Origin of the sequence: Pseudocitrobacter sp. RIT415 (assembly GCF_003057695.2) — a bacterium.
GTDB lineage: Bacteria > Pseudomonadota > Gammaproteobacteria > Enterobacterales > Enterobacteriaceae > Pseudocitrobacter > Pseudocitrobacter faecalis.
This window is the reverse complement of record NZ_QBJC02000002.1, coordinates 1-25,764: the sequence shown is the minus strand read 5'-3', so window position 1 is coordinate 25,764 and position 25,764 is coordinate 1. Positions and strand designations below refer to the sequence as shown.

28 protein-coding genes and 3 tRNA genes are annotated in these 25,764 nt (G+C 52.1%); 18 read left to right on the top strand and 13 right to left on the bottom strand.

The window, feature by feature from the left end; genetic code table 11:
• Positions 1-3: 3 nt before the first annotated feature.
• Both DBY68_RS02600 and DBY68_RS02595 read left to right on the top strand, forming a co-directional pair.
• Entirely contained in the window at positions 4-861 is an 858-nt protein-coding gene (locus tag DBY68_RS02600) for an HlyD family secretion protein (protein ID WP_108474376.1), read from the top strand.
• Complete coding sequence (locus DBY68_RS02595; RefSeq protein WP_108474377.1) at positions 858-2,882, top strand: FUSC family protein; 2,025 nt, start codon at positions 858-860, stop codon at positions 2,880-2,882. Before DBY68_RS02600 ends, DBY68_RS02595 begins: the two co-directional genes overlap by 4 nt.
• Here the strand turns inward: DBY68_RS02595 and sodC are convergent.
• The 3 genes from sodC to DBY68_RS02580 form a co-directional block, all read right to left on the bottom strand.
• On the bottom strand, positions 2,875-3,396 hold the full coding sequence (gene sodC / locus DBY68_RS02590) for a superoxide dismutase [Cu-Zn] SodC (protein WP_108474378.1): 522 nt from the start codon (positions 3,394-3,396) through the stop codon (positions 2,875-2,877). The two genes, DBY68_RS02595 and sodC, sit on opposite strands and share 8 nt — an antisense overlap.
• A gap of 76 nt (positions 3,397-3,472) precedes the next feature.
• Complete coding sequence (locus tag DBY68_RS02585; RefSeq protein ID WP_108474379.1) at positions 3,473-4,369, bottom strand: aldo/keto reductase family oxidoreductase; 897 nt, start codon at positions 4,367-4,369, stop codon at positions 3,473-3,475.
• A gap of 48 nt (positions 4,370-4,417) precedes the next feature.
• Positions 4,418-4,684: a DUF1289 domain-containing protein gene (locus tag DBY68_RS02580; protein WP_199538645.1), complete on the bottom strand. Its 267-nt coding sequence runs from the start codon at positions 4,682-4,684 to the stop codon at positions 4,418-4,420.
• A 101-nt stretch (positions 4,685-4,785) separates the two neighbouring features.
• Here DBY68_RS02580 and DBY68_RS02575 point away from each other — a divergent pair, with 101 nt between their 5' ends.
• The 4 genes from DBY68_RS02575 (at position 4,786) to rnt (ending at position 7,776) form a co-directional block, all read left to right on the top strand.
• Positions 4,786-5,382, top strand: coding sequence for a TetR/AcrR family transcriptional regulator (locus tag DBY68_RS02575; RefSeq protein ID WP_108474381.1), 597 nt, complete (start codon positions 4,786-4,788; stop codon positions 5,380-5,382).
• Between the two features lie 55 nt (positions 5,383-5,437).
• Complete coding sequence (locus DBY68_RS02570) at positions 5,438-6,535, top strand: alkene reductase (RefSeq protein ID WP_108474382.1); 1,098 nt, start codon at positions 5,438-5,440, stop codon at positions 6,533-6,535.
• 84 nt (positions 6,536-6,619) lie between these two features.
• Positions 6,620-7,027, top strand: coding sequence for a lactoylglutathione lyase (gene gloA, locus DBY68_RS02565; protein WP_015964257.1), 408 nt, complete (start codon positions 6,620-6,622; stop codon positions 7,025-7,027).
• A gap of 104 nt (positions 7,028-7,131) precedes the next feature.
• A complete protein-coding gene (gene rnt, locus DBY68_RS02560) occupies positions 7,132-7,776 on the top strand; it encodes a ribonuclease T (RefSeq protein ID WP_108474383.1) in 645 nt (214 codons plus the stop codon).
• Between the two features lie 70 nt (positions 7,777-7,846).
• Here rnt and DBY68_RS02555 read toward each other — a convergent pair whose 3' ends face one another.
• Positions 7,847-8,194 (bottom strand): Grx4 family monothiol glutaredoxin, encoded by a 348-nt coding sequence (locus DBY68_RS02555; RefSeq protein ID WP_015964255.1) that lies wholly within the window; start codon positions 8,192-8,194, stop codon positions 7,847-7,849.
• Between the two features lie 340 nt (positions 8,195-8,534).
• Between DBY68_RS02555 and DBY68_RS02550 the strand changes: the two genes are divergently transcribed.
• Both DBY68_RS02550 and sodB read left to right on the top strand, forming a co-directional pair.
• On the top strand, positions 8,535-9,392 hold the full coding sequence (locus DBY68_RS02550) for a C40 family peptidase (protein WP_108474413.1): 858 nt from the start codon (positions 8,535-8,537) through the stop codon (positions 9,390-9,392).
• Positions 9,393-9,514: 122 nt separating this feature from the next.
• Positions 9,515-10,096: a superoxide dismutase [Fe] gene (sodB, locus tag DBY68_RS02545; RefSeq protein ID WP_108474384.1), complete on the top strand. Its 582-nt coding sequence runs from the start codon at positions 9,515-9,517 to the stop codon at positions 10,094-10,096.
• Between the two features lie 39 nt (positions 10,097-10,135).
• On the opposite strand, the gene DBY68_RS02540 is transcribed toward sodB, so the two are convergent.
• Both DBY68_RS02540 and DBY68_RS02535 read right to left on the bottom strand, forming a co-directional pair.
• The gene (locus DBY68_RS02540) at positions 10,136-11,302 is read right to left on the bottom strand and encodes an MFS transporter (RefSeq protein WP_108474385.1); all 1,167 of its coding nucleotides are present in this window, start codon (positions 11,300-11,302) and stop codon (positions 10,136-10,138) included.
• A gap of 161 nt (positions 11,303-11,463) precedes the next feature.
• Positions 11,464-11,553, bottom strand: a complete 90-nt coding sequence (locus DBY68_RS02535; protein ID WP_015964251.1) for a YnhF family membrane protein — start codon at positions 11,551-11,553, stop codon at positions 11,464-11,466.
• 294 nt (positions 11,554-11,847) lie between these two features.
• On the opposite strand from DBY68_RS02535, the gene purR reads away from it, so the two are divergent.
• The gene (gene purR / locus DBY68_RS02530) at positions 11,848-12,873 is read left to right on the top strand and encodes an HTH-type transcriptional repressor PurR (RefSeq protein ID WP_108474386.1); all 1,026 of its coding nucleotides are present in this window, start codon (positions 11,848-11,850) and stop codon (positions 12,871-12,873) included.
• Here the strand turns inward: purR and punR are convergent.
• A complete protein-coding gene (gene punR, locus DBY68_RS02525; protein ID WP_108474387.1) occupies positions 12,870-13,802 on the bottom strand; it encodes a DNA-binding transcriptional activator PunR in 933 nt (310 codons plus the stop codon). The genes purR and punR overlap by 4 nt on opposite strands.
• Before the next feature lie 109 nt (positions 13,803-13,911).
• Here punR and punC point away from each other — a divergent pair, with 109 nt between their 5' ends.
• Together punC and cfa are read left to right on the top strand one after the other, a co-directional pair.
• Positions 13,912-15,096, top strand: coding sequence for a purine nucleoside transporter PunC (gene punC, locus DBY68_RS02520; protein ID WP_108474388.1), 1,185 nt, complete (start codon positions 13,912-13,914; stop codon positions 15,094-15,096).
• A gap of 297 nt (positions 15,097-15,393) precedes the next feature.
• Entirely contained in the window at positions 15,394-16,542 is a 1,149-nt protein-coding gene (cfa, locus tag DBY68_RS02515; RefSeq protein ID WP_108474389.1) for a cyclopropane fatty acyl phospholipid synthase, read from the top strand.
• 33 nt (positions 16,543-16,575) lie between these two features.
• Here the strand turns inward: cfa and DBY68_RS02510 are convergent, their stop codons facing one another.
• Positions 16,576-17,220 (bottom strand): riboflavin synthase, encoded by a 645-nt coding sequence (locus tag DBY68_RS02510; protein WP_015964246.1) that lies wholly within the window; start codon positions 17,218-17,220, stop codon positions 16,576-16,578.
• 237 nt (positions 17,221-17,457) lie between these two features.
• Here DBY68_RS02510 and mdtK point away from each other — a divergent pair, with 237 nt between their 5' ends.
• Entirely contained in the window at positions 17,458-18,831 is a 1,374-nt protein-coding gene (gene mdtK / locus DBY68_RS02505) for an MdtK family multidrug efflux MATE transporter (protein ID WP_108474390.1), read from the top strand.
• Between the two features lie 33 nt (positions 18,832-18,864).
• Here mdtK and zinT read toward each other — a convergent pair whose 3' ends face one another.
• Complete coding sequence (gene zinT, locus DBY68_RS02500; RefSeq protein WP_108474391.1) at positions 18,865-19,518, bottom strand: metal-binding protein ZinT; 654 nt, start codon at positions 19,516-19,518, stop codon at positions 18,865-18,867.
• 239 nt (positions 19,519-19,757) lie between these two features.
• Between zinT and DBY68_RS02495 the strand changes: the two genes are divergently transcribed.
• From DBY68_RS02495 to DBY68_RS02485, 3 genes are all read left to right on the top strand, one after another.
• Positions 19,758-19,834, top strand: a tRNA-Val gene (locus DBY68_RS02495).
• Between the two features lie 4 nt (positions 19,835-19,838).
• A tRNA-Val gene (locus tag DBY68_RS02490) sits at positions 19,839-19,915 on the top strand.
• Between the two features lie 4 nt (positions 19,916-19,919).
• Positions 19,920-19,996, top strand: a tRNA-Val gene (locus DBY68_RS02485).
• A gap of 127 nt (positions 19,997-20,123) precedes the next feature.
• On the opposite strand, the gene DBY68_RS02480 is transcribed toward DBY68_RS02485, so the two are convergent.
• Complete coding sequence (locus tag DBY68_RS02480) at positions 20,124-20,420, bottom strand: hypothetical protein (protein WP_108474392.1); 297 nt, start codon at positions 20,418-20,420, stop codon at positions 20,124-20,126.
• Between the two features lie 453 nt (positions 20,421-20,873).
• On the opposite strand from DBY68_RS02480, the gene DBY68_RS02475 reads away from it, so the two are divergent.
• Entirely contained in the window at positions 20,874-21,839 is a 966-nt protein-coding gene (locus DBY68_RS02475; RefSeq protein WP_108474393.1) for a L,D-transpeptidase family protein, read from the top strand.
• A gap of 100 nt (positions 21,840-21,939) precedes the next feature.
• Here DBY68_RS02475 and bhsA read toward each other — a convergent pair whose 3' ends face one another.
• On the bottom strand, positions 21,940-22,197 hold the full coding sequence (gene bhsA, locus DBY68_RS02470; protein ID WP_015964235.1) for a multiple stress resistance protein BhsA: 258 nt from the start codon (positions 22,195-22,197) through the stop codon (positions 21,940-21,942).
• A 249-nt stretch (positions 22,198-22,446) separates the two neighbouring features.
• Between bhsA and DBY68_RS02465 the strand changes: the two genes are divergently transcribed.
• On the top strand, positions 22,447-23,082 hold the full coding sequence (locus DBY68_RS02465; protein ID WP_108474394.1) for a TetR/AcrR family transcriptional regulator: 636 nt from the start codon (positions 22,447-22,449) through the stop codon (positions 23,080-23,082).
• Positions 23,083-23,529: 447 nt separating this feature from the next.
• Entirely contained in the window at positions 23,530-23,994 is a 465-nt protein-coding gene (locus DBY68_RS02455) for a hypothetical protein (RefSeq protein WP_108474395.1), read from the top strand.
• Between the two features lie 166 nt (positions 23,995-24,160).
• Here DBY68_RS02455 and DBY68_RS02450 read toward each other — a convergent pair whose 3' ends face one another.
• The gene (locus tag DBY68_RS02450; protein WP_108474396.1) at positions 24,161-24,775 is read right to left on the bottom strand and encodes an SMI1/KNR4 family protein; all 615 of its coding nucleotides are present in this window, start codon (positions 24,773-24,775) and stop codon (positions 24,161-24,163) included.
• Positions 24,776-24,777: 2 nt separating this feature from the next.
• Entirely contained in the window at positions 24,778-25,659 is an 882-nt protein-coding gene (locus tag DBY68_RS23205) for a DNA/RNA non-specific endonuclease (RefSeq protein ID WP_304598574.1), read from the bottom strand.
• Positions 25,660-25,764: the final 105 nt, after the last annotated feature.

Here is a 25,764-nt window from a genome sequence, read left to right as displayed (position 1 = left end):
TAAATGAAAAAATTAAAATATTTCTCTACGCTTCTGGTTGCTGCTCTGGCGGCTATCGCGGTCTGGCTGTGCTGGAACTACTACATGCAATCGCCCTGGACACGTGACGGAAAAATTCGTTCAGAGCAGGTGAATATTACCCCGCAGGTTTCCGGTAGCATCCTTAAGCTGAATGTGAAGGATAACCAGTTTGTTAAAGCAGGTGACGTCCTGTTTGAGATTGACCCCACGCCTTGGCGCATCGCTGTAATGAACGCTGAAGCGCAACTGGCAAAAGCGCAGTCCGATCTGGTGAAAGCTAACCACGAGGCCACACGCCGACAGAACCTGCCGCATAACTATATTTCAGCAGAAGATCTCGATAGCGCAAATATGTCGGTCAAAGCCGCCAAAGCCACCGGGGATGCCGCTGCCGCAGAACTGGAACATGCCCGCTGGCAGTTGACGCAAACCCTCGTTAAAGCACCCGTCGATGGCTGGGTTACAAACCTTTCTACTCGTGTCGGGAACTACGCCACTCAGGGGCAACCTGTGTTTGCGTTGATTGACAGTCATTCATTCTATGTTGTCGGCTATTTTGAAGAGACCAAGCTGCGCCATATCTCGCCAGGCGATAGCGCCACAATTCAGCTCTACAGCAACGGCAAAACGCTACAGGGTCACGTTAACAGTATTGGCCGTGCGATTTACGACCAGAGCCTGGAGAGTGACAGCAGCCTGGTCGCCGATATCAAACCCAATATTCCGTGGGTTCGTCTGGCACAGCGCGTTCCGGTGCGTATCGAATTTGATAGCTTACCGGATGACGTTGTGCTGGTCGCCGGGACTACTTGCTCCGTGTCGATTGGCAGCAAAAAATGACCTTACCGAGTCTGAGCCTGGCGTCACTACCCTGGTTTAAGGCAACCCCGGCACAGTGGCGATACGCATTACGTAACGGCATCGCCATGTGTCTGGCGCTGAGCATCGCCTACTACCTGCAACTGGATGAACCATACTGGGCGATGACCTCTGCGGCGGTGGTGAGTTTCCCTACCGTCGGCGGCGTTATCAGCAAAAGTTTTGGCCGTATCGCCGGTAGTCTCTTTGGAGCCTGGGCTGCGGTGATTATTGCGGGTCATACCCTAACCGATCCGTGGCTGTTTTTAGTCTGTATGGCGGGCTGGATAAGCTTTTGCACCTGGGCGTGCGCGATGTTCACCAACAACGTGGCCTACGCCTTTCAACTGGCGGGCTATACCTGCGCGATTATCGCTTTTCCGGTGATCAACGTCGCCGATGCCACCGAACTGTGGACGATTGCTCAGGCGCGTGTTTGCGAGGTCATTGTCGGCATTTTATGTGGCGGGTTGATGATGATGATTCTGCCCAGCACGTCCGATGGTACCGCACTGCTAACCGCGCTTAAAAACATGCATGCGCGCCTGCTGGAACACGCCAGCCTGCTCTGGCAACCGGTGACTACCGATGCCATCCGCACCGCGCATGAAAGCGTGATCGGCCAAATTCTCACCATGAATCTGCTGCGTATTCAGGCTTTCTGGAGCCATTACCGCTTTCGCCAGCAAAATTCATTGCTGAATGCCCTTCTGCATCAACAATTACGGCTGACCAGCGTCATTTCCAGCCTGCGGCGCATGCTGCTCAACTGGCCCAATCCACCGGAAAATATTCGCCCGGTGATCGAACAACTTTTACAGGCGCTGGCACGGCCTGGTTGTGACGTCTACACCGTAGCGCGAATCATTGCGCCGCTGGCCCCGACCGATCCAGAGGATTACCGTCATCGCGCCTTCTGGGAACGATTACGTTATTTTTGCCGGGTCTACCTCGACAGCAGCCGCTGGCTTTTACGGCTGGAAAACGCCACCGCTATTTCGGAATTCCGTGTGCCTGCAGCCCCGGCACTGATGCGTCATACGGACCACGCGGAAGCTGCCTGGAACGGCGTGCGGACTTTCTGCGCTTTGCTGGCTGTCGGCGCCTGGGCCATCAGTACCCAGTGGGAATCCGGTGCGGCGGCACTCACGTTGTCGGCTATCTGCTGCGTGCTCTATTCCGTCTCTCCTTCGCCGTTTAACTCCCTAACATTATTGATGCGCACCCTGGTGCTGCTCTCGCTCTTCAGCTTTGTGGTGAAATTTGGCCTGATGGTACAGATCACCGATCTGTGGCAATTTCTGCTTTTCCTGTTTCCGCTGCTGACCACGATGCAATTGTTCAAATTACAAATGCCCAAACGCGCGGGATTATGGGGGCAACTGATTGTTTTTATGGGCTCGTTTATTGCCGTGACCAATCCTCCGGTCTACGACTTTGCCGATTTTTTAAATGACAATCTGGCTAAAATGCTCGGCGTAGGGCTGGCGTGGATGGCGTTTGCCGTACTGAAACCCGGCTCCGATGCGCGCAAAAGCCGCCGTCATATTCGTGCGTTACGACGTCACTTTGTTGATCAACTCAGCCGACACCCAACCAACAGCGAGCACGATTTTGAGTCGTTGGTTTATCATCATATCAGTCAGTTAAGTAACAGTAAGGATGAACTGGCTCGGCGCTGGCTGCTGCGCTGGGGCGTAGTGTTGTTGAACTGTAGTCACGTCGTGTGGCAGTTACGTAGCTGGGAAGCGCGCTCTGACCCGCTTTCACAGGTACGCGATCTTTGTATTAGTCTGCTGCGGGATGTGATGAGCGAGCGCGGCGTACAGCAACGCCCGCTCACCACGTCATTACAGGAATTACAACGTATTTCCGAGGCGCTGTCCCATCATCACCAGCCCGCCGCCCGTGAACTGGCGTCGATTATCTGGCGACTGCACTGTTCACTTTCACAACTGGAACAGGCACCGGTAGCCGGAACGATTACCGAACGAACTACTTAATTACCCCACAGGCATAGCGCGCCCCGCCGCCGCCCAGCGGTTTGGGATGATCGGACATGTTATCGCCGCCAACGTGAATCATCAGCGCTTTGCCTTCAATGTCCGCCAATTTCTTCAGGCGTGGTGCATACACCGGGGTGGTGGCTTTGCCGTCTTTATCAACGATAAGCGCCGGTAAATCACCGAGATGACCTTTACCATCCGGCCCTTCATGTTTACCGGTGTTTTCAGGATCGAAATGCCCTCCTGCGGCTTCCGCGGCGCTGGCTTTTCCGTCTTTGATGGCTGGCTGACAACTGCCGTTGGCGTGGATATGAAAACCGTGCTCTCCAGGCGGCAACGCCTTGAGATCGGGCGCAAACTCAAGCCCTTTATCGGTTTCACTGATTTTGACGCTACCAATTGACTGGCCGACGCTCTGGGATGTGACAAGATTCATTTCGACATTGTCACCCGCTGCCTGCGCTCCAGCTGAAAAAGCCAGCGCCAGGATCGTCAGAGTAAATCGTTTCATGATGCCTCCGTTACTGTCGTGTCCCCGTTAAGTGTAAACCAGGGACACGATTTTCACCGGAAGCCGGGGAAATCACTCAGGGAACATCATAGCCTAACGCCGCTTTGCGGATGCGGAACCACTGTTGGCGCGTCATCTCCAGTGACAGGGATTCAATCGCTGATCGCACACGCTCTATTTTGCCGGATCCGATGATGGGCAACGGTTTCGAGGGCAGACGCAGCACCCATGCGTAAACCACCTGCTCAATACTGGCGGCGTTCAGCTCTGTGGCGACCTGCGCCAGTTCAGCACGTAGCGGCTGGAACTCGTCGTCGTTAAACAAGCGACCACCGCCCAGACAAGACCAGGCCATCGGACGAATGCGCAGTTGCTGGAGTTGATCCAGCGTACCATCCAGAATGGCTGGCTGATGAATCGGCGAGATTTCTACCTGGTTGGTCGCCAGAGTAAACGGCAGACGCGACTGCAACAACGCAAACTGTGCTGGCGTAAAGTTAGAGACGCCGAAGTGGCGCACTTTTCCGCTCTGATGCAGGTTCAGAAACGCTTCCGCTACTTCATCGGCGTCCATCAGTGGGTCTGGACGATGAATCAGCAGCAGGTCAAGACGGTCGGTCGCCAGGTTAATCAGCGACTGCTCTGCGCTACTAATAATGTGCTTGCTGTCGGTAATATAGTGGCCCAGAACGTTTTCGGTTTTCGCCGTAGTGGCGATACCGCATTTGGTGACGATTTCCATACGATCGCGCAGATGCGGCGCAAGCTTAATTGCTTCGCCAAAGGCGGCTTCACACTGGTATCCGCCGTAGATATCGGCGTGGTCGACTGTCGTCACCCCGAGGTCGAGATGCTCTTCAATGAAACTGACGAGCTGACGGGCGGACATGTTCCAGTCCATCAAACGCCAGTATCCCATGACGAAACGTGAAAATTCCGGGCCTTGCGGCGCCAGGGTAATACGCTGAACCATAGCAGCTTCCTCAATGAAAATTTGCTATGAGTATACGCAATTCTGCCCTTAAAACAGTGAGGGTTGCTGAGGTTCTTCGGCATCGACCGTCTTGTTTGCGCGTATTTTACGCAGCAAACGTTGTCGACAGAGGCGTAACACCTCCTGCTTTTGCCCATCGCTCATCTTTTGCCAGTTGAAGCGCTCATCGCGGCTGCGCATACATCCACGGCAATATCCACGCTCATCACTCTGACAAATTCCCCGGCACGGACTCTGCACCGGGAAAAATTCCAGTTGCTCCGCCACGTTGGCCTCCTGTTCTCGATATATCATCTCATTGAAGACGTTTACGCCCGGCTGTGCAACTTTATCGTCAACGGGAGGGATGAAAAAAAACTTGCACTAGACCGATTGGTCTATTAGATTATTTTTCCATGAGCAAACATAGTGAACATGATACCCGCGAACATATTCTGGCCACCGGCGAGCAACTTTGCATGCAGCGCGGTTTTGTTGGAATGGGCTTAAGCGAACTGTTGAAAACGGCGGAAGTGCCGAAAGGATCGTTCTACCACTATTTCCGTTCAAAAGAAGCCTTTGGCGTCGCCATGCTTGAACGCTATTTTGCCGACTACCACCAGCGCCTCGCGCAACATTTTGCCGCTGGTGAAGGAACGTATCGCGACCGCCTGCTGGCTTACTATCAGCAGGCCGTTAATCAGTTTTGCCAGCAGGGTAAGATTAGCGGCTGCTTAACCGTGAAACTCTCCGCTGAAGTGTGCGACCTGTCGGAAGACATGCGTGCAGAAATGAATAAAGGCGCCAGTGAAATCATAAACCTGCTCGCGCAGGCGCTGGAACAAGGCCGTCGTCACGGTTGTTTACGCTTCGACGGCGAGGCGCATACCCAGGCAGAAGTGCTCTATTCACTCTGGCTTGGCGCGAACCTCCAGGCCAAGATTTCTAAGAGCTCAACGCCGCTGGAAAGCGCGCTGGCTCACGCCAAAATTATGATTGCCGCGCCCGCGTAATAAGGGCGTTTTATTTTACCGAATTACTAGACGACCGGTCTACTCAGGAGTCACCATGTCGCAAGAAAAACTGTTTACCCCACTGAAAGTGGGTGCTGTTACTGCCCCTAACCGTGTCTTTATGGCCCCGCTCACCCGCTTACGCAGCATTGAGCCGGGCGATATCCCAACACCGCTGATGGCCGAGTATTACCGTCAACGTGCCAGTTCAGGGCTGATTATCTCTGAAGCGACGCAGATCTCCGCCCAGGCGAAAGGTTATGCTGGCGCGCCAGGTCTTTACAGTGCAGAACAAATTGCTGCGTGGCAGAGAATCACCGCCGGCGTTCATGCTGAAGGGGGGCGTATTGCCGTGCAATTCTGGCATACCGGGCGTATTTCCCACTCAAGCCTGCAACCTGACGGCCAGGCTCCGGTTGCCCCGTCTGCTCTGAGCGCGGGGACACGTACTTCTCTGCGTGACGAAAACGGTCATGCCATTCGCGTGGAGACGTCGATGCCGCGCGCCCTGGAAACCGAAGAGATCCCGGGAATTGTGAATGATTTCCGTCAAGCAGTCGCCAATGCCCGTGAGGCCGGATTCGACCTGGTTGAACTGCACTCTGCACACGGTTATCTGCTGCATCAGTTCCTGTCGCCTTCTTCTAACCACCGTACCGATCAGTACGGCGGCAGCGTCGAAAACCGTGCCCGTCTGGTGCTGGAAGTGGTTGATGCCGCAATTGAAGAATGGGGTGCCGACCGCGTTGGGATCCGCGTCTCGCCGATTGGTACCTTCCAGAGCCTGGATAATGGCCCGAACGAAGAAGCCGACGCGCTCTATTTGATAGAGGAACTGGGCAAACGCGGGATTGCTTACCTGCACATGTCTGAACCAGACTGGGCCGGTGGCGAACCCTATAGCGAAACTTTCCGCGAGAAAGTGCGCGCCCGCTTCCAGGGTGTGATTATTGGTGCCGGCGCCTATACTCCTGAAAAAGCCGAAGATCTGATTCAAAAAGGGTTAATTGATGCCGTTGCCTTTGGCCGTGCGTATATCGCCAACCCGGACCTGGTGACCCGTCTGCAACGCAAAGCGGAACTCAACCCTCAGCGTCCGGAAAGCTTCTACGGCGGCGACGCCGAAGGTTACACCGATTACCCTACCCTGTAATCGCACATTGATAGCGGCAGGGATCCGCCGCTATACTAAAATAATGTTTTGTTTTGAATAATGATTATCCAGTGAGAGGAAATTATGCGCTTATTACACACCATGCTTCGTGTTGGTGACCTGCAACGTTCCATCGAGTTTTACACCAAAGTCCTGGGTATGAAACTGCTGCGTACCAGTGAAAACACTGAATACAAATACTCCCTCGCCTTCGTCGGCTATGGCGATGAAAAAGACGAAGCCGTGATTGAGCTGACCTATAACTGGGGCGTCGATAAATACGATCTCGGCAATGCGTATGGTCACATTGCCCTGAGCGTCGATAACGCGGCTGAAGCCTGCGAACGCATTCGCAACAACGGCGGCAACGTTACGCGTGAAGCGGGCCCGGTAAAAGGCGGCACCACGGTTATCGCCTTCGTTGAGGATCCGGACGGTTATAAAATCGAACTGATTGAAGAAAAAGATGCCGGCAAAGGCCTCGGCAACTGATTCCCCACGGACGCTACGGCGTCCGTTCTTTTATCCGCTTTTACTGCATCCCCTGGCAAAATTTGCCATAATGCGCGCTACTTTTTTCAGGTTAAGAGATTCTAATGTCCGACAATGCGCAACTGAATGGTCTGTGCGACCGTTTTCGTGGTTTTTATCCCGTGGTGATTGATGTAGAAACCGCCGGATTCAACGCCAAAACTGATGCTCTGCTTGAAATTGCAGCGATCACGTTGAAAATGGATGAAGATGGCTGGTTGATGCCGGACACTACTGCACATTTCCATGTTGAGCCGTTTGAGGGTGCGAATCTGCAACCGGAAGCGCTGGCGTTTAACGGTATCGATCCGACTGACCCGGAGCGTGGCGCCGTGAGCGAATATGATGCGCTGCATGCTATTTTCAAAATGGTGCGCAAAGGCCTGAAGGACGCGGGCTGCAACCGTGCCATTATGGTCGCGCATAACGCCACCTTCGATCACAGTTTTATGATGGCCGCCGCTGAGCGCGCGAATCTGAAACGTAACCCGTTCCACCCTTTCGTCACCTTCGATACCGCTGCCCTGAGCGGTCTGGCGCTGGGGCAAACCGTTCTGTCGAAAGCCTGCATCGCAGCAGGTATGGCCTTTGACGGCGAGCAGGCACACTCCGCGCTGTACGACACGGAACAAACCGCGCAGTTATTCTGCGAAATCGTCAACCGCTGGAAACGTCTGGGCGGCTGGCCGCTACCAATAGCAGCAGAATAAATCTCATAAAAAAAGCGACCGTTCCAGGTCGCTTTTTTGTGCCCTCTGACGCAAAAGCGCCTTTCGCGAATTACTCCGCTTTTGGCTCTTCTTCTTTATATTTTGCAGCAGTTTCTTTGATCAACTGCTGCAATTCGCCGCGCTGGTACATCTCGATGATGATGTCGCAGCCGCCAACCAGCTCGCCATCAACCCACAGTTGCGGGAAGGTCGGCCAGTTTGCGTATTTCGGCAGCTCTGCGCGGATCTCCGGATTTTGCAGAATATCTACGTAAGCAAAGCGTTCGCCACAGGCAGAGAGCGCCTGCACAGCTTGTGCGGAAAAACCGCAGCTCGGCAGTTTCGGGGAACCCTTCATGTACAGCAGGATGGGGTTCTCAGCGATCTGACGTTGGATTGTTTCAACAGTTGTGCTCATTGTCTTACTTCCTTAACTTCGAATACCACATGTAGTCTGACATTGTAGCGTTTCAGACCTCAGACGGAAAATAACATTTTATTCACGCTTTACTATTTTAACGTCTGAGCACAGAAGATGCCTGTGAAATGTCACTTTAGCAACCTGCTGACTAAAAAACTGTCCATTTTTTAGCTCATTGTATTTCAATTGCTGTTTTTTTTTGCACTTGCTAACGAAACACTATTTTAGATACAAAATCGCTATTAACTTTATTGCTTTATATGGATTAGAATTGATGAGTTTTGTAAATCATACCCAGGCATGAATTTTTATGCCTCCATACTCAGAGGATTGCTCAGTGGCGCGAATAAAAAAAATGTCGATCACGCTCTGTGCTTTGCTGTTTTCATCATTAACATTCTCGCCGCTCTCGCATGCTTCCGGTCATACGAAAGCCACGTCGGCGCAAAAATCGCTCTCCGCAAAGGGAAGCGAACGGAAGAAGAAAAATACCGTCAGCAAAAGCAGCAGCAAGAAGAAGTCCACCGCCTCAACCAGTAAAAAAACCACCACGAAGGCGACGGCAAGTAAAAAAATCGCCTCTACCGCCAGCAAATCATCCCGCACCGCGCGCGCCGCCAGCACCACCAGAACGGCCTCAACGCGCCGCAGTAAGAGCAGCGCGATGAAAACCGCAGCGGCAAACGTCACCACCAAATGCGTTGCCCGAAAAGGTCACAGGAAGTCCTGTACCACCAGCAAGGTGGAGAGCAAACCGTTAACTATCGCTGAAGCGCACAAGGCGCGCGTGCAGAAAGCACAAAAAACTGCGATGAACAAATTGATGGGCCAGATTGGCAAACCTTACCGCTGGGGTGGCACGTCTCCGCGCACCGGTTTTGATTGCAGCGGTCTGGTTTATTATGCCTATAAAGATCTGGTGAAGTTCCGTATTCCGCGTACAGCTAACGAAATGTATCACCTGCGCGATGCCCGTGCGATTGACCGGGGTGAGCTGGAGAGCGGCGATTTAGTGTTCTTCCGCACTCGTGGACGCGGCACCGCCGATCACGTTGGTGTCTACATCGGCGGTGGAAAGTTTATTCAGTCTCCGCGTACCGGTCGCGATATTCAAATTACCTCCCTCAGTGAAGACTACTGGGATCGCCACTACGTCGGCGCACGCCGCGTAATGACGCCGAAAACCATCCGCTAACCCCTACCCTGCCACATAACTGGCAGGGTAACCTTCTCTTTTATCACACCTTTTAATTTGCTACTCTATCCACACTCAGTACAGGGTTACTGGGGATATTAACTATAAAAAGGAGAGTAGCAATGTCGTTCGAATTACCTGCATTACCGTATGCCAAAGACGCTCTGGCACCGCACATTTCTGCCGAGACGCTCGAGTATCATTATGGGAAACACCACCAGACTTACGTTACCAACCTGAACAATATGGTTAAAGGGACGGCGTTTGAGGGCAAATCACTGGAAGAGATCATTCGCACCTCCGAAGGCGGCGTGTTCAACAACGCAGCACAGGTCTGGAACCACACCTTCTACTGGCACTGCCTGGCACCGAATGCCGGTGGCGAACCGACCGGTGACGTGGCGGAAGCCATCAACCGTTCTTTCGGTAGCTTTGCTGAGTTTAAAGCGCAGTTCAACGATGCAGCCGCGAAGAACTTCGGTTCTGGCTGGACCTGGCTTGTGAAAAAAGCCGACGGCAGCCTGGCAATTGTCTCCACCTCTAACGCGGGTACGCCGCTGACGACGGATGCCAAACCGCTGCTGACGGTCGATGTGTGGGAACACGCTTACTATATTGATTACCGTAACGCACGCGTTAGCTATCTGGAGCACTTCTGGGCGCTGGTAAACTGGAAGTTTGTTGCTGAGAATCTGGCGGCATAAAGAAAATGACGCAGAAGGGTTTCCCCTTCTGCGTTGTTGTTACTGGCTTACCACGACCTCTTCACCCTGAGAGCGGCTGCTGAAGAAAACCAGCAGCAGCGCCAATCCTGCCACAATCGCCCCCATCACCGGCACAAAGCTGTAACCCAGCCCGCCAGAAATCACCGCACCACCGGCTACGGCACCTAACGCATTACCGAGATTAAACGCGCCAATGTTGACAGAAGAAGAAAGCCCCGGCGCTTCATGCGCAACACGCATTACGCGCATCTGCAACGGTGGCACCACCGCAAAGGTCGCCGCGCCCCACACCACCATACTGAATGCGGCACCGATTTCCGTGCGCGCCAGGAACGGGATCGCCAGCATAATCAACATTAACAGCAGCAGAAAACCTTTCAGGGTACCGCTGACTGAACGGTCTGCAAATTTACCACCAAGATAGTTGCCGATGGAGAAACCTACACCAATCAGCACCAACATCAATGTGATAAAGGCAGGTGTCGCATCTGTGATAGTGTGCAGCACCGGCGAAATGTAGGTATAGAGCGTAAACATCGCCCCCGCGCCCAGCACGGTGGTGAGCAACGCAGACAGTACCTGCGGGCGAACCAGCACCGACAGTTCACGCTTCACGTCCGGTTTCTCACCCGCCCCACCTTTCGGCAGCGACAGCCACAGACCAATAATCGCAATCACGCCAAGCCCGGCCGTCGCCAGGAACGACATACGCCAGCCGATCGTTTCTCCGAGCCATGTTGCCGCCGGAACGCCGCCGATGTTGGCGATGGTCAGCCCCATAAACATGGTCGCGACGGCGCTCGCTTGTTTATCTTTCGGTACCACGCTTGCGGCAACAACCGATCCCAGACCAAAGAACGCACCGTGATTGAGGCTGGTAATAATGCGTGACAGCATTAACGTAGTGTAATCCGGTGCAATCGCGGAAAGGACGTTGCCCAAAGTGAAAATCGCCATCAGGAAGATTAACGCGTTGCGCCGTGCGCGATGTGAAAGCAGCAGCGTCATCAGCGGCGCGCCAACCATCACACCGACAGCGTAAGCGCTGATCAACATGCCAGCGGCGGGAATCGAGACATCAACCCCTTTGGCAATAACGGGTAATAGCCCCATTGGCGAAAATTCGGTGGTACCGATTCCGAATGCGCCTACGGCTAACGCCAGTAAGGGATAATTCACTTTCATGCTTTGACTCCGGTTTGCCGCAAACGCAAGGCGGCGTGACAACAGATGGCAAAAGCATGACATCAATCACAAAAAAACAGAAGTGAACAAATTAGCAAAATATTTTTGCTGAATTGATAACAATCGAAGAGAGGGAGAGCCGTCTCTCCCTTTAGGATGGGTTAATGCAGGACGGCGGTCAGCGCGGCAGCAACGATCAGCGCCAGCGTAATAACCGTGGTGGTAATTGACATCTTCAGTTCGGTACTCATCAATTTTTCTCCTTATTATCCCCACACCAAAAGTGAGCTATGTCATTTTTGCACACTTAATCGCAAAAATCTTCCCGGATTTCACGCAATAACCGATTTTGCGCTTCCACTTTTGTCAAAGATAAGACAAAATTCGACGCTTATTAAAAAGTGTATCGGCCATTGACCCCCTCCTGTCGTCCTGTGTCGTTTTCCCGGCGAACCGCAATTCATAACATTGCGCCAGGGTGAGTGAAGGCAAACGTTTTCGTATTGAATCGATCAGGGGCAGGCCCGGGTCTGGAGTGAGATGGAATGGCAACTATTAAAGATGTAGCGAAGCGCGCAAACGTTTCCACTACAACTGTATCACATGTGATTAACAAGACGCGTTTTGTCGCCGAAGAGACGCGTGAAGCGGTGTGGGCGGCAATCAAAGAATTGCACTACTCTCCCAGCGCCGTGGCCCGCAGTCTGAAGGTCAATCACACCAAATCCATTGGTTTGTTGGCGACCAGCAGTGAAGCTGCCTACTTTGCAGAAATTATTGAAGCCGTTGAGAAGAACTGCTTCCAGAAAGGCTATACCCTGATCCTCGGTAATGCGTGGAACAATCTTGAGAAACAGCGCGCGTATCTCTCAATGATGGCGCAGAAGCGCGTGGACGGCCTGCTGGTGATGTGTTCAGAATATCCGGAATCATTGCTGCAAATGCTGGAAGAATACCGCCATATTCCGATGGTGGTCATGGACTGGGGTGAAGCGAAAGCCGACTTTACCGACTCGGTTATTGATAACGCCTTTGAAGGCGGCTACATGGCTGGTCGTTATCTGGTGGAACGTGGGCATCGCGAAATCGGCGTGATCCCAGGCCCACTGGAGCGTAACACCGGCGCGGGTCGTCTGGCTGGCTTTATGAAAGCCATGGAAGAAATGATGATCAAGGTGCCGGAAAACTGGATTGTGCAGGGCGATTTCGAGCCGGAATCCGGCTACCGCGCGATGCAGCAAATACTGTCCCAGAATCCGCGCCCTACCGCTATCTTCTGCGGCGGCGATATCATGGCGATGGGCGCGTTGTGCGCCGCAGACGAAATGGGCCTGCGCGTGCCGCAGGATATCTCGCTGATTGGTTATGACAACGTGCGCAACTCGCGTTTCTTTACGCCAGCACTGACCACTATCCACCAGCCGAAGGACTCCCTCGGGGAAACCGCCTTCAATATGCTGATGGACAGAATCGTTAGCAAACGCGAAGAGTCGCAGTCCATCGAAGTGCACCCGCGCCTGATTGAACGCCGTTCCGTAGCCGACGGCCCGTTCCGCGATTACCGCCGTTAAGCGTCTTTGCGGACGCTCGAGTCGGGCGTTCGCAACCATTCATTGTTCAGCGTTTCACTGTCCCCTAAATAGTCGAGTAACCAGCTTAGCGCCGGTGAACTGTCGTTTTGCTGCCAGGTCAGACAACAGGCGGCATCGGGAAACGGGTTTTCCAGTGCCAGTGCCGCCCATTCGCCTTTATCAATCTTTGGTTGCGCAAAATGATCTGGCACCATTCCAACGCATAATCCAGCAGATAAACAGGTTTCTGACGATTCCCAGTCCGGTACCACGACCCGCTTCTGGTTATCCAGTAACCAGGTGGTACGTTTAGGTAACGAACGCGACGTATCTTCGCGCACCAGTGACGGCCAGTTGCGCAACACGTCATCACTGAGCGGCCCCTCCATTTGTGCCAGTGGATGCGAGCGGGCGACCACGCACTGCCAGCTCAACATGCCCATATCCCGGAACGCATATCGCCCCCCTACGGGTATCGCACGTGTCGCGCCAATCGCCAGTTCAACTCGCCCATCCGCCAGCGCATCCCATACGCCATTAAAAACTTCCTGGTAGACCAGCAGCTCTACATCACTGAAGTGGCGATAGAAATCAACAATCATCTGTCGTGTGCGTTCGGGTTTGACAATGTTATCCACGGCAATCGCCAACTGCCCGCGCCAGCCGTTGGCTATTTGTTGACACTGCTGACGGGTGATCTGCATTTTTTTGATAACAGAGCGCCCCTCTTTCAAAAACCATGCCCCTGCAGGGGTTAATTCCACATCCCGGTGTCGACGTTCAAACAGCGGAACCGCCAGCCACTCCTCGAGTTGCCGTACTGTATAACTGATTGCAGAAGGCACACGGTGGAGCTCATTTGCCGCGCCGCTAAAGCTTCCGTTCCGCGCGACAGCATCCACAACTTCCAGCGAATATTCAGACCACATTTTCTGCTCACAAAATTTTTGAAACCACTACGCAAATATTAGCGTTTCACAAGGCAGTTTTCACTCTCTACACTCTCAGCCTCCTCATCTGTACAAAAAAGGCGTTTTTATGCAACCTGGGAAAGGATTTTTAGTCTGGCTGGCGGGCCTGAGTGTTTTAGGCTTCCTCGCCACCGATATGTATCTTCCGGCTTTCGCCGCGATTCAAAGCGATCTGCAAACACCGGCTGCCGCCGTGAGCGCGAGTCTGAGTTTATTCCTTGCCGGGTTTGCCGTAGCACAGCTGCTGTGGGGCCCGCTCTCAGATCGCTATGGCCGCAAGCCTGTCCTGCTGATTGGCCTGACGATTTTTGCCCTGGGTTGTCTGGGAATGCTGTGGGTACGCGATGCCACCACCCTGCTCATTCTGCGATTCGTGCAGGCAGTCGGCGTATGTGCCGCAGCGGTAACCTGGCAGGCGATGGTGACCGATTATTATCCGGCACAGCGAACTAACCGTATTTTCGCGACCATTATGCCGCTGGTCGGGCTTTCTCCGGCGCTGGCACCGCTGTTGGGAAGCTGGATCCTGCACCACTTCGAGTGGCAGGCTATTTTTGCTACGCTCTTTGCCATCACCCTGATTTTGATGATCCCCGCGTTGCGCCTGAAACCCGCTCACAAAAAGGTCACGGTAAGTGGCGATAAGCTGACATTTATGAAGCTGTTACGCAGTCGCGATTATCGCGGTAACGTCCTGGTGTATGCGGCCTGCTCGGCAAGCTTCTTTGCCTGGTTGACGGGCTCACCGTTTATTCTGAATGCGATGGGATATAGCCCGACCGTGATTGGACTGAGTTATGTGCCACAAACCATTGCTTTCCTCGTCGGTGGTTATGGCTGTCGCGCGGCACTGCAAAAGTGGGATGGCGCAAAACTGCTGCCATGGCTGCTGTTGATTTACGCTGTCAGCGTCCTTGCCACCTGGGGCGTCGGCCTCACCGCGCATGTCTCGCTCACCGCCCTGCTGATCCCGTTCTGCGTGATGGCAATGGCCAACGGCGCCATTTACCCGATTGTGGTAGCGCGCGCACTGCGACCGTTCCCTCAGGCAACAGGCCGTGCGGCAGCATTACAGAATACGCTGCAATTAGGTCTTTGCTTCCTGGCAAGCCTGGTGGTTTCTTCACTGATTGCCGCCCCGCTGCTGGCAACCACCAGCGTGATGGTCGCCACCGTCGTTCTGGCCGGAATAGGCTACAAGATGCAGGCTGGCGCAGAGGAAAATTCAGCAGAAGAAACTTCACGCGCCTAACATCATGAATATCAATGTTATTGACTCGTAGTTAGTTTGCTAAGATTTTTAATTGAATCAGTAGATTTTGCGTCCTATACTGAATCGGTGTCACATAATTACGATAGTTATTACTTATTAACGGGAGCAGGACGCCTCCCGATTCCCCATGGATGGTCTTTTCGGCAAGGGAAATCTCCCTTCCTCTGTGCTACGTCGGATAGCAGGCTCACGGAAATTCCGTGAGAGTTCTCACAAACTCTAAAAAGCGTCTACGCTGTTTTAAGGTTCTGATCACCGGGTCGGGATGGAGAAGCTATGAGCTCATCGTGTATAGAAGAAGTTAGCGTACCGAATGATGACTGGTACCGTATAACCAACGAACTGTTAAGCCGGGCAGGCATCGAAATTAACGGTAACGCCCCCGCAGACTTGCAGATCAAAAATCCCCAGTTCTTTAAGCGTGTTTTGCAGGAAGGTTCCCTGGGGTTAGGCGAAAGCTATATGGACGGTTGGTGGGAATGCGAGCGTCTCGACATTTTCTTTCAGAAAGTCCTGCGCGCTGGCCTTGAAAATCAACTGCCCCGCCACCTGAAAGATACGCTGCGCATCGCCGCTGCCCGCCTGTTTAATCTGCAAAGTAAAAAACGCGCCTGGATGGTCGGCAAAGAGCATTACGATCTTGGCAACGATCTCTTCAGCCGCATGCTGGATCCCTTTATGCAGTACTCCTGCGGGTACTGGAAAGACGCCCAGACTCTGGAAGAGGCCCAGCAGGCGAAGCTCAACCTGATTTGCCAGAAACTGAATCTTGAACCCGGCATGCGCGTGCTGGATATTGGCTGCGGTTGGGGCGGGCTGGCGCAGTATATGGCGGAGCATTATGGTGTCAGCGTTGTAGGCGTGACCATCTCCGCAGAACAGCAGAAAATGGCGCAACAGCGCTGTGAAGGGCTGGACGTGACGATTCTGCTTCAGGACTACCGTGACCTGAACGATAAGTTTGACCGCATCGTGTCCGTCGGTATGTTTGAACACGTTGGGCCGAAAAACTATGCCACCTATTTCTCGGTGGTCGACAGGAACCTGAAACCTGACGGTTTATTCCTGCTGCATACTATCGGTTCAAAACGTACAGACCTTAACGTCGATCCATGGATCAACAAATACATCTTCCCAAACGGTTGCCTCCCTTCCGTACGCCACATCGCGGATGCCAGTGAACCACACTTTGTGATGGAAGACTGGCACAACTTTGGCGCGGATTACGACACCACGCTGATGGCATGGCATGAACGTTTTCTGGAGAGCTGGCCGGAAATTGCTGACAACTATTCGGAACGGTTCAAGCGGATGTTTACGTATTACCTCAACGCCTGCGCGGGGGCATTTCGCGCGCGTGATATTCATCTCTGGCAGGTGGTTTTCTCGCGCGGCGTGGAACACGGTTTACGCGTCGCACGCTAGTAAAAATCCCCCGGCATCAACCGGGGGATTTTTTTATGCTTCAGGCTGCGCCGCCGCGATGGCTGCGGCTTCTTTCGCTGCCAGTACGCGCTCGACCGTATCAACAACGGCCTGAGTCTGCGGGTCAATCTCAATGTTGATTTTATCCCCCAGACGTTTCGCCCCCAGCGTGGTACGCTGCAAAGTTTCCGGAATCAAGTGCACGCAGAAACGGGTTGGCGTGACTTCACCGACCGTCAGGCTAATCCCATCAATACCAATAAAACCTTTATACAGGATGTATTTCATCAGTGAGGGATCCTGGATTTTAAACCAGATCTGCTTGTTGTTCTCGGAGGTGACAATTTTCGCCACTTCAGCGGTCGTCATAATATGGCCCGACATCAAATGCCCGCCAATTTCGTCGCTGAATTTGGCCGCGCGCTCAACGTTCACCACATCACCCACATTCACATCACCCAAATTCGTAATGCGTAGCGTCTCTTTCATCAGATCGAAGCTAATCTGATTGCCATTAATTTCGGTCACGGTCAGGCAGCAGCCGTTATGCGCTACCGATGCACCCGTTTCCAGGCCATCCAGCATGTAGTCCGGCAGCTCAACAACGTGCGTGCGGAAATTCGGTTTTTCATCGATGGACACGATTTTTGCCGTGCCCTGCACAATACCAGTAAACATGCACTTAACTCCTGTCGATAATTACTCCGGCGGGGCTTACAGCCACACCGTATTTTCTGATACGAACAATAACAGTTGCCCAAACAGGTTGCCAGCCTCGGCGCAAAGACGACGATTTTTAGACTGGCTTAATGGCAAATCCCCGCTACAATAGCTGGCAATCCTCTTTTTTATCTTCTTGCTGCCTGTTCAGGCGGCTTTTCTGTCTCTCAAATAACAAAAAATATAGGTGTTAACGTGCAGAAGTATTTTAGCGAAGCGCGTCAGTTATTGGCTCTGGCTATCCCCGTGATTCTTGCGCAGGTTGCCCAAACGGCAATGGGGTTTGTGGATACCGTGATGGCGGGCGGTTACAGCGCGACCGATATGGCCGCCGTGGCTATCGGTACCTCCATCTGGTTACCGGCCATTTTATTTGGTCACGGTCTGCTGCTGGCGCTGACGCCAGTCATTGCTCAGCTCAATGGTTCGGGCCGTCGCGAGCGCATCGCAGCGCAGGTTAGCCAGGGATTCTGGCTGGCGGGCCTGGTGTCCGTGTTAATTATGGTTGTTCTGTGGAACGCGGGCTATATCATCCGCTCGATGCATAATATCGACCCGGCACTGGCGGATAAAGCCGTCGGCTATTTGCGCGCACTGTTGTGGGGCGCACCTGGCTATCTGTGCTTCCAGGTCGCACGTAACCAGTGCGAAGGGCTGGCAAAAACCAAACCGGGTATGGTGATGGGGTTTATTGGTTTACTGGTCAACATTCCGGTGAACTATATCTTTATCTACGGTCATTTCGGCATGCCGGAACTGGGCGGCGTGGGCTGCGGCGTTGCTACAGCGGCGGTCTACTGGGTAATGTTTATCAGTATGTTCTATTACGTTAAACATGCCGGTTCCATGCGCGATATTCGCAATCAAAAGGGTTTTGTTAAACCCGATATTGCGGTACTTAAGCGCCTCTCGTCACTCGGACTGCCCATTGCGCTGGCGCTGTTTTTCGAAGTCACGCTGTTTGCCGTGGTGGCGTTGCTGGTGTCCCCGCTGGGTATTGTCGATGTCGCTGGCCACCAGATTGCGCTGAACTTTAGCTCGCTGATGTTCGTTCTGCCGATGTCGTTGGCCGCGGCGGTCACGATTCGCGTAGGATTCCGACTGGGCCAGGGTTCTACCCTCGATGCCCAAACATCAGCCTGGACCGGGCTGGGTGTCGGCGTTTGCATGGCGGTGCTGACGGCCATTTTCACCGTCTCACTGCGCGAGCATATCGCCCTGCTGTATAACGATAATCCCGAGGTGGTCACGCTCGCAGCGCAGTTAATGTTGCTGGCGGCGCTGTACCAGATTTCTGACTCCATTCAGGTGATAGGCAGCGGTATTCTACGCGGCTATAAAGATACGCGTTCTATCTTCTTTATCACCTTTATAGCTTATTGGGTGTTGGGCCTGCCAAGCGGTTACGTGCTGGCGCTTACCGACCTGGTGGTTGAGAGAATGGGCCCCGCCGGTTTCTGGCTCGGCTTTATTATCGGCCTGACCTCTGCAGCGATTATGATGATGCTGAGAATGCGCTTTTTACAGCGTCAGCCGTCAAGCCTGATATTGCAGCGAGCTTCGCGCTAATCCTTTGAAGGCCGCCTCCGTGCGGCTTTTTCATTAATGATGTAGCATTTCATCCACAACTTGTTCTGTGGTCATTTGCCATGGATAGTAGGTCGGCCAGTTATCCATCTCTTTTAGCAGCGCTTCCTGGGATGTATTACCCATAAAAATGTGGAAATGGGCGGATTTACGCGGCGCAATGGTGTGATCGCTGAACTGTACGTATTTTGGCGCGGCTGAACCTGCATCCTGACACTCGAAAAGATAGCGTACCCCCTTCTTACCTGACGCGTAGGTCAAAATTTTATGCCCGGCGTAACGGTAGTGACAGGCGTTAACCTTATCGCCTATATGGAACTCCATCACCCCATTTTCGATACCAATCGTTTCGACATTGGTGGCATACCCTTTGCGGTAGTAAGCCTTGATTTGCTCGGCAGTTTTGCCTGATTCCTTTGCTGCTTTCTGCTTAAATACCGGATCAAGGTCGCCATTTAGCAGAAGGCCGTTAACGGATTGCCACACGCCATCCCAGTCAGAAAGCGCACGATCTTTTACCGCGTTATCCTCGAAAATACCGTTTGCCGCCTGCTGTTCGGCTACCGTCAAAGGTACGCCATGACTGTGATTCCCATGTGCGGACACTGCGCTGCTCGTTATCAGCGCAGCAATGGTCAGTGTTATTTTCCCCAGATGCTTCAACGTCATTCCCTCATTCGCGAAAAAAATGAATGTTATATTATAACATATCAAACATCAACACGAGACGAGCACAATGTCATCACCTCTCTCACCCGGAAGCACCGTGGGTCAACGATTAAACCTTAACGGCAGAAAAATGCGCCAGATATGCGTAAAACTTCTCCAGTCACATGAAATTGCACATTTTCCCCTTGCCACATCCCGCGGCTGCCGCTAATATTCGTCCCCGTTGTCACGGCAACAATGCGTTCGTAGCTCAGTTGGTTAGAGCACCACCTTGACATGGTGGGGGTCGTTGGTTCGAGTCCAATCGAACGCACCATTTTGCGTTTATAGCTCAGTTGGTTAGAGCACCACCTTGACATGGTGGGGGTCGTTGGTTCGAGTCCAATTAAACGCACCATTATGCGTTCGTAGCTCAGTTGGTTAGAGCACCACCTTGACATGGTGGGGGTCGTTGGTTCGAGTCCAATCGAACGCACCATTCTCTTTTCTCTCCCCTCTTTTTCTTATCCTTTTTTTTTCTGCGCATTAGTTATTTCGAACAAATAAAAAGCACCATGAGTAATGAACAACGATTTGCCCATTACCCACGATGCCTTCAATGTTGTTCAGCGATAAGTAATCTGTAATACCTGTAAATCAGGATGGTCTGCAACGCTATAAACTTGTGCAGTCGCGAGATGCTGCATCATTGTAAATTGAGCGCCCTCACGTAACGATTGCGTTTCACGCTGCTGCTTTCCGTCACGGAAACAGGAGACGTGAACTACATCACGCTCAGGATTGACGCGGCAGGCTTCTTCAACAATCGAGCCGCGGAAATGAATCACCCCTGAATTAGCGTTCGCTAATAGCGGGCATGCAAAGAGAGCGGCCATCAGGCCATACTGAAGAGTACGTTTCATCCGTGTATACCTCACGTCCTGTGAGAAAGTCCGGTGACGCGGTGAACGAAAACCCATCAATCATTGATAAGCGTTTATTTCAACCGTCCCACATCACATCCCAACAAACTGAGAATCATTTAAGAATTTTCTCAAGCTCAGAATTAATGTAGCGTGATTTTTTACGGCTGAAAATAGTATTACCCGCAATGTCTTCTCTCGATAATCAAAAATGAGATCTGACGCAGATACGTGTCGTAGATCTCATCCTCATATTATTTGCGACATGATGATGACCCGCGGGAAATGCAGTTCATGGTCAAAATAGCGTTCTGCTCGGGCTGGTAGTCCTGGCTTAAAGAGCCGCTAATCCGAAACATTTACACATACTTGCAATCGCGCCTCACTTCCCGACACTTTCAGCAATCATAATATCCGTTTATGTTTTAGCGACTTGTTAACTGGATGAACATGATGAGTAAACAAAGACGTTTTACCCGCTGGGCAATGGGCATTGCGCTTGCCGCCACCGTAGCGTGGAGTCTGCCCGTTTCCGCCAATACCTGGCCGCTGCCATCCAACGGCAGCCGTCTCGTCGGGGAGAACCGCTATCACGTAGTTGAGAATGACGGGGGCTCGCTGGAGGCAATCGCTAAAAAGTATAACGTCGGTTTCCTTGCTCTGTTGCAGGCAAACCCGGGCGTAGACCCTTACGTTCCGCGTGCGGGCAGCGTGCTGACGATTCCGCTGCAAACGCTTTTGCCGGACGTGCCGCGTGAAGGCATCGTCATCAATCTCGCGGAATTGCGCCTCTATTACTACCCACCAGGAAGCAACAAAGTAACCGTCTACCCTATTGGCATTGGTCAGTTAGGCGGTGATACGGTGACCCCAACCATGGTGACCACCGTTTCGGACAAACGTGCCAACCCAACCTGGACTCCCACGGCAAATATTCGCGCGCGTTATAAAGCACAGGGCATTATTCTGCCGGCGGTAATGCCAGCTGGACCGGATAATCCAATGGGCCATCACGCCATTCGCCTGGCGGCTCAGGGCGGCGTTTATCTGCTGCATGGAACCAACGCCGACTTTGGTATCGGCATGCGCGTCAGTTCCGGCTGCATTCGCCTGCGTGACGGTGATATTCGCAACTTGTTTGAGAAAGTTACCCCGGGGACCAAAGTGAATATCATCAACACGCCTATTAAAGCCTCGGTCGAACCTGGCGGCGTACATTTAGTTGAAGTTCACCAGCCGCTATCGAAACATATCGATGATGACCCGAAAACGCTGCCTATCGTACTGAATGAGACGATGCGCGCGTTTAAAGAAAAGACACAGACAAATACGGATGTGATGAACTATGCGATGGAGCTGCGCTCCGGCATGCCAGTTGACGTCACCCGCCATCACATTGCGCAAGAGCAATCGATGTAACGCTGATTCCAGACAAGCAAAAGCCCTGAGTGATGTGATCACTCAGGGCTTTTTTGTGGCAGTGGCTTATTTAAAACGGCATTAATGAGGGAGTTAATGCTTATTTATAAATAACAGCCGTACCATGCAGGTTGTTCGGACCACTTACGGAAGTGATACGGAACGATTTAGCGCCCATTTCGTCTGCCTTCTGAGACAGCTGATCTTCCAGAGAAGCCAGGTTCGGGCCTGCTGATGCCGCAATGGTACCAACTTTATGCTGATCCGCCGGGGTGGACTGAACTTCAACCGCAGCGAAACTTGCAAATGAGAGTGAACTCAGAACAGCGGCGAGAGCCAGAGTTTTTACGTTTTTCATGATTATGACCTATGCAGATGAACTATGATGTAGAGCAATCTTTATTAACTTAACGATCGATAAGGTAATGATAATGAGATCTGGATCACTCGTCAACATGATTTTTATAACGATCATTTAAATAATTAAAATCAGCCTATTTTTCATACCCATATGAATTATTTATTTTTGGGAATTCACCGCTGGCAGCCTGAAGCGATTATTTTTATAATGAGCGTTCACTTAAACCGAAAGAGGTACAACGGCACTATGACAACTGAGACGCAAAGTTGCGCTAAAAAGGGCCGTGGTCGACCAAAAGTATTTGACCGGGAAGCTGCGCTGGATAAAGCAATGACGCTTTTCTGGCAGCATGGCTACGAAGCCACGTCACTCTCCGATCTCGTAGAGGCCACGGGGGCAAAAGCACCTACCCTGTATGCAGAATTCGTGAATAAAGAGGGGCTCTTCCGTGCCGTTCTCGATCACTACATCGCTCACTTCGCCGCAAAACATGAAGCGAAGCTCTGCTGTGATGACAAGCCAGTTGATGAGGCGCTGAAGGATTACTTCACCGCTGTCGCGACTTGCTACACCAGTAAAGACACGCCTGCGGGCTGTTTCATGATTAACACCTCAGCCGCGCTGGCGGCATCGTCAAAAGAGATAGCGAAAACCATTAAATCCCGCCACGCCGTTCAGGAACAAACGCTGCGCGAGTTTTTACAGCATCGTCAGGAGAAAGGCGAAATTCCGGCCGGGAAAGATGTGAAAGAGCTGGCGCTGTTTTTAAGCTGCGTATTGCAGGGCATGTCGATTAGCGCCCGCGAAGGCGCAAGCTTTGACACATTGATGCAGATTACCCGCACGACGCTGGGGTTGTGGCCGCATATGTTGGGTGAGTGAGGACTCGATCGTACTGTGATGAATGAGGGAGTCTGCGTTGACGGGCTCCCGCTTTATTAAAAGCCAGGCAGCTGGTGTTAGTCCTCATCATCGACTGTATCGTTTGCAATATCGCTAAGTCTTTTGTAGAGAATTTTGCGTAGGAAGGCATCTAAGGCTCTCGAACGGAAGATATCAACGCATTTGTACATGACCATATTCGCTTATGCCAAATCACCTTTCGATGTGCTGGGCTTGTAAAAATCACCCGTTTTCTCTTCTATGTAACTGGCTAACACATTATTTCGTTTACTATAAAACCCTAGCCCCGCATCAATATCGATGTAACATCCCCGGATATTTACCTTCTAGAGTAGCTTTAATAAGACCAACTCCGCCCGGTTCCACCACCCGTAAGATTGGTCTCTTCGGTGGTGGTTTTAACGTCTACTTATCGGAGGTTGCCTTATGGCTACAGTCCTCACCCCTGATTATGATTTACTGTCCGCTCCTTTCAATTCCGCCACCGATTTCACCGAACTGGCCGATCACTGTGACCATTTCGCTGAAACTCTTATTGAATGCCACGATCCGGCGCTGAAAATGGCGCTATATGGGCGGCTTCGCGCCTGTCTCGCTATTCTGCATCCTACGCTGAACGATCCCATTCCACCCCATCTGGTGGACAGCCTGACACTTGATGATCTGCCGACCTCGTTTCCGCGCTTTGAGCCAGACCCGGAACAGTTATGCCAGTATTGTCTGGCGCTGATCCAGATTCTGACGGAACAGATACAGGGATCGGAAACGGAACAGTCCCTGACGGGATTGTTGTGTGAACTGGTCTGGTTCTTTGCAACAAAACTGAAAGCACCACGCTGGTTGCGTACTGCTGATGGCGTGGTCTTTATCGACGATCTGATCGATTCATAATATTGATATCCCCGGATTTTCGCCTGTAAGTGCAGGCAGAGATCCGGGAGAATACCCGCATACATTCAGCGCAAACATTCCTGCCAGACCATCCGCGCGCGGTTCCTCTGTCAGTCACAGTCCGCATCGTAGATGAACTGATGTTCCGTAGCTGATGTAATTAAACTCATATATCCGTAAGTGATTTAAAATCAGCAACACGGGCAAATTCCTTTTTCGGTAGTACCAAAGACTCTAGTCGTGCTGATAGCAGTTCAACCATAAACTCTGCCCACCCTAAGTCAAATTCATCACAAAGAGGTCCACGACTTTCATTTATAACTATTTTCCAATTACAATTTTTTTCTAATTTCCAGAATAAAACCTCTCCACTATCAGTTATACCAAACGGGAGAACACCATCTTCCGATGGAAAAAAATTGTATGGGAATTTTTCGCCATGAAGTTTGACCTCAGCAAGAGCCGAATTTATTTCCTTTGCTTGCTCGATTAAATTAATATATGGATTATCAACAAACGGACTAAAGATCCAAAGGAATCCATTTATTCGTCCTATCCCATATTCATCAATAAAGGATTTATAATCTTCTGGCAACAAAATACCTAGCCTAGACTCTGCTTTCCCCCAGTCATTGACGCCATTATAATCGTCAATAAGGTTTTTATAATCATTAGACAATTGAATACCGAGTTCAGATTCCAACCGTCCCCAATCAGTAGTTATTTTCTCATTAATAACTGCTGGTGGCGGCATTATTTTCTTTATCATATCAATAGACATTGTCAGTTCCCTATTGGATTCAGTATAGTCACATCAAGGTTAAATCCCTGATCTCCTTTTGCTGTAATGGTCACGCCTCTTGGCGCTAAGTTATCTCCTTTATATACAGGAGTTGAGGTATACTCAATGGTTTCTCCTTTTTCCACAGCCACCCGGACCTGGCCCTCAAAATCCCGCATGACGGGTGAGTTGACAGGATTTTGTTGAAGTGTTACTAAATTTTCTGGGACATCGCCTGAACCACCCAACTGTCTCCCTAACAAATGCCCACGCCCTTGATTATATTTTGTGCCATTGCCAGACCATCCAGGAGGTTCAATTGCTGAATTAGCTTTCGTCCCTGTCCCCATCATATCTCTGGTCAGCGTTGCTTTTACCCCTGTTGGTCTACCTAACTCATCAAGAGGACCATACTCTATATCAGGAGGGCAGCCTGCCAGTCCCCATGGATCACACCAGCCCACCGGGTCATGCACATACGACTGCGTGTTCAGCCCGCCGCTCAGTTTCAGCGGATCCGGACTTAAATACTGCCCCGTTCCGGCGTCGTAGTAGCGGTGTAAATTATACCACAGCCCGCTCTCCTCATCCTGCCATTGCCCTGCAAAACCCGCATCGCAGCTTTCACGCCCGTTATCCGGCGAGTCGTTCGCTGCCAGCCCCCACAGGCTGCGGTGTTTCGTCCACACCTTCTGCCCGTTCGCGCTGTACATCTCCTGCGGTGCGCCGTCCGGGCCGGTCACTATCGGGTAAAAATAGCTTCTGTCATCATTCGCCGCCCGGCGTTCCTTCGCCCGCAGTTCAAACCCGCCACGGTAGTGCCACTGTTCCCGCAGCGCCAGGCTGCCGTCCGCGTACCGTTTCTCACTGGCGGAAAGCGCCATGCCCAGCCACCGGTAGCGTACTTCGCTGATGGCGTGCGGGCTTCGTTTCCACGCCGCCCGGATAACGCAGCGTTTTGCAGTTCGTCTGCCAAAGGCGTCGTAGCT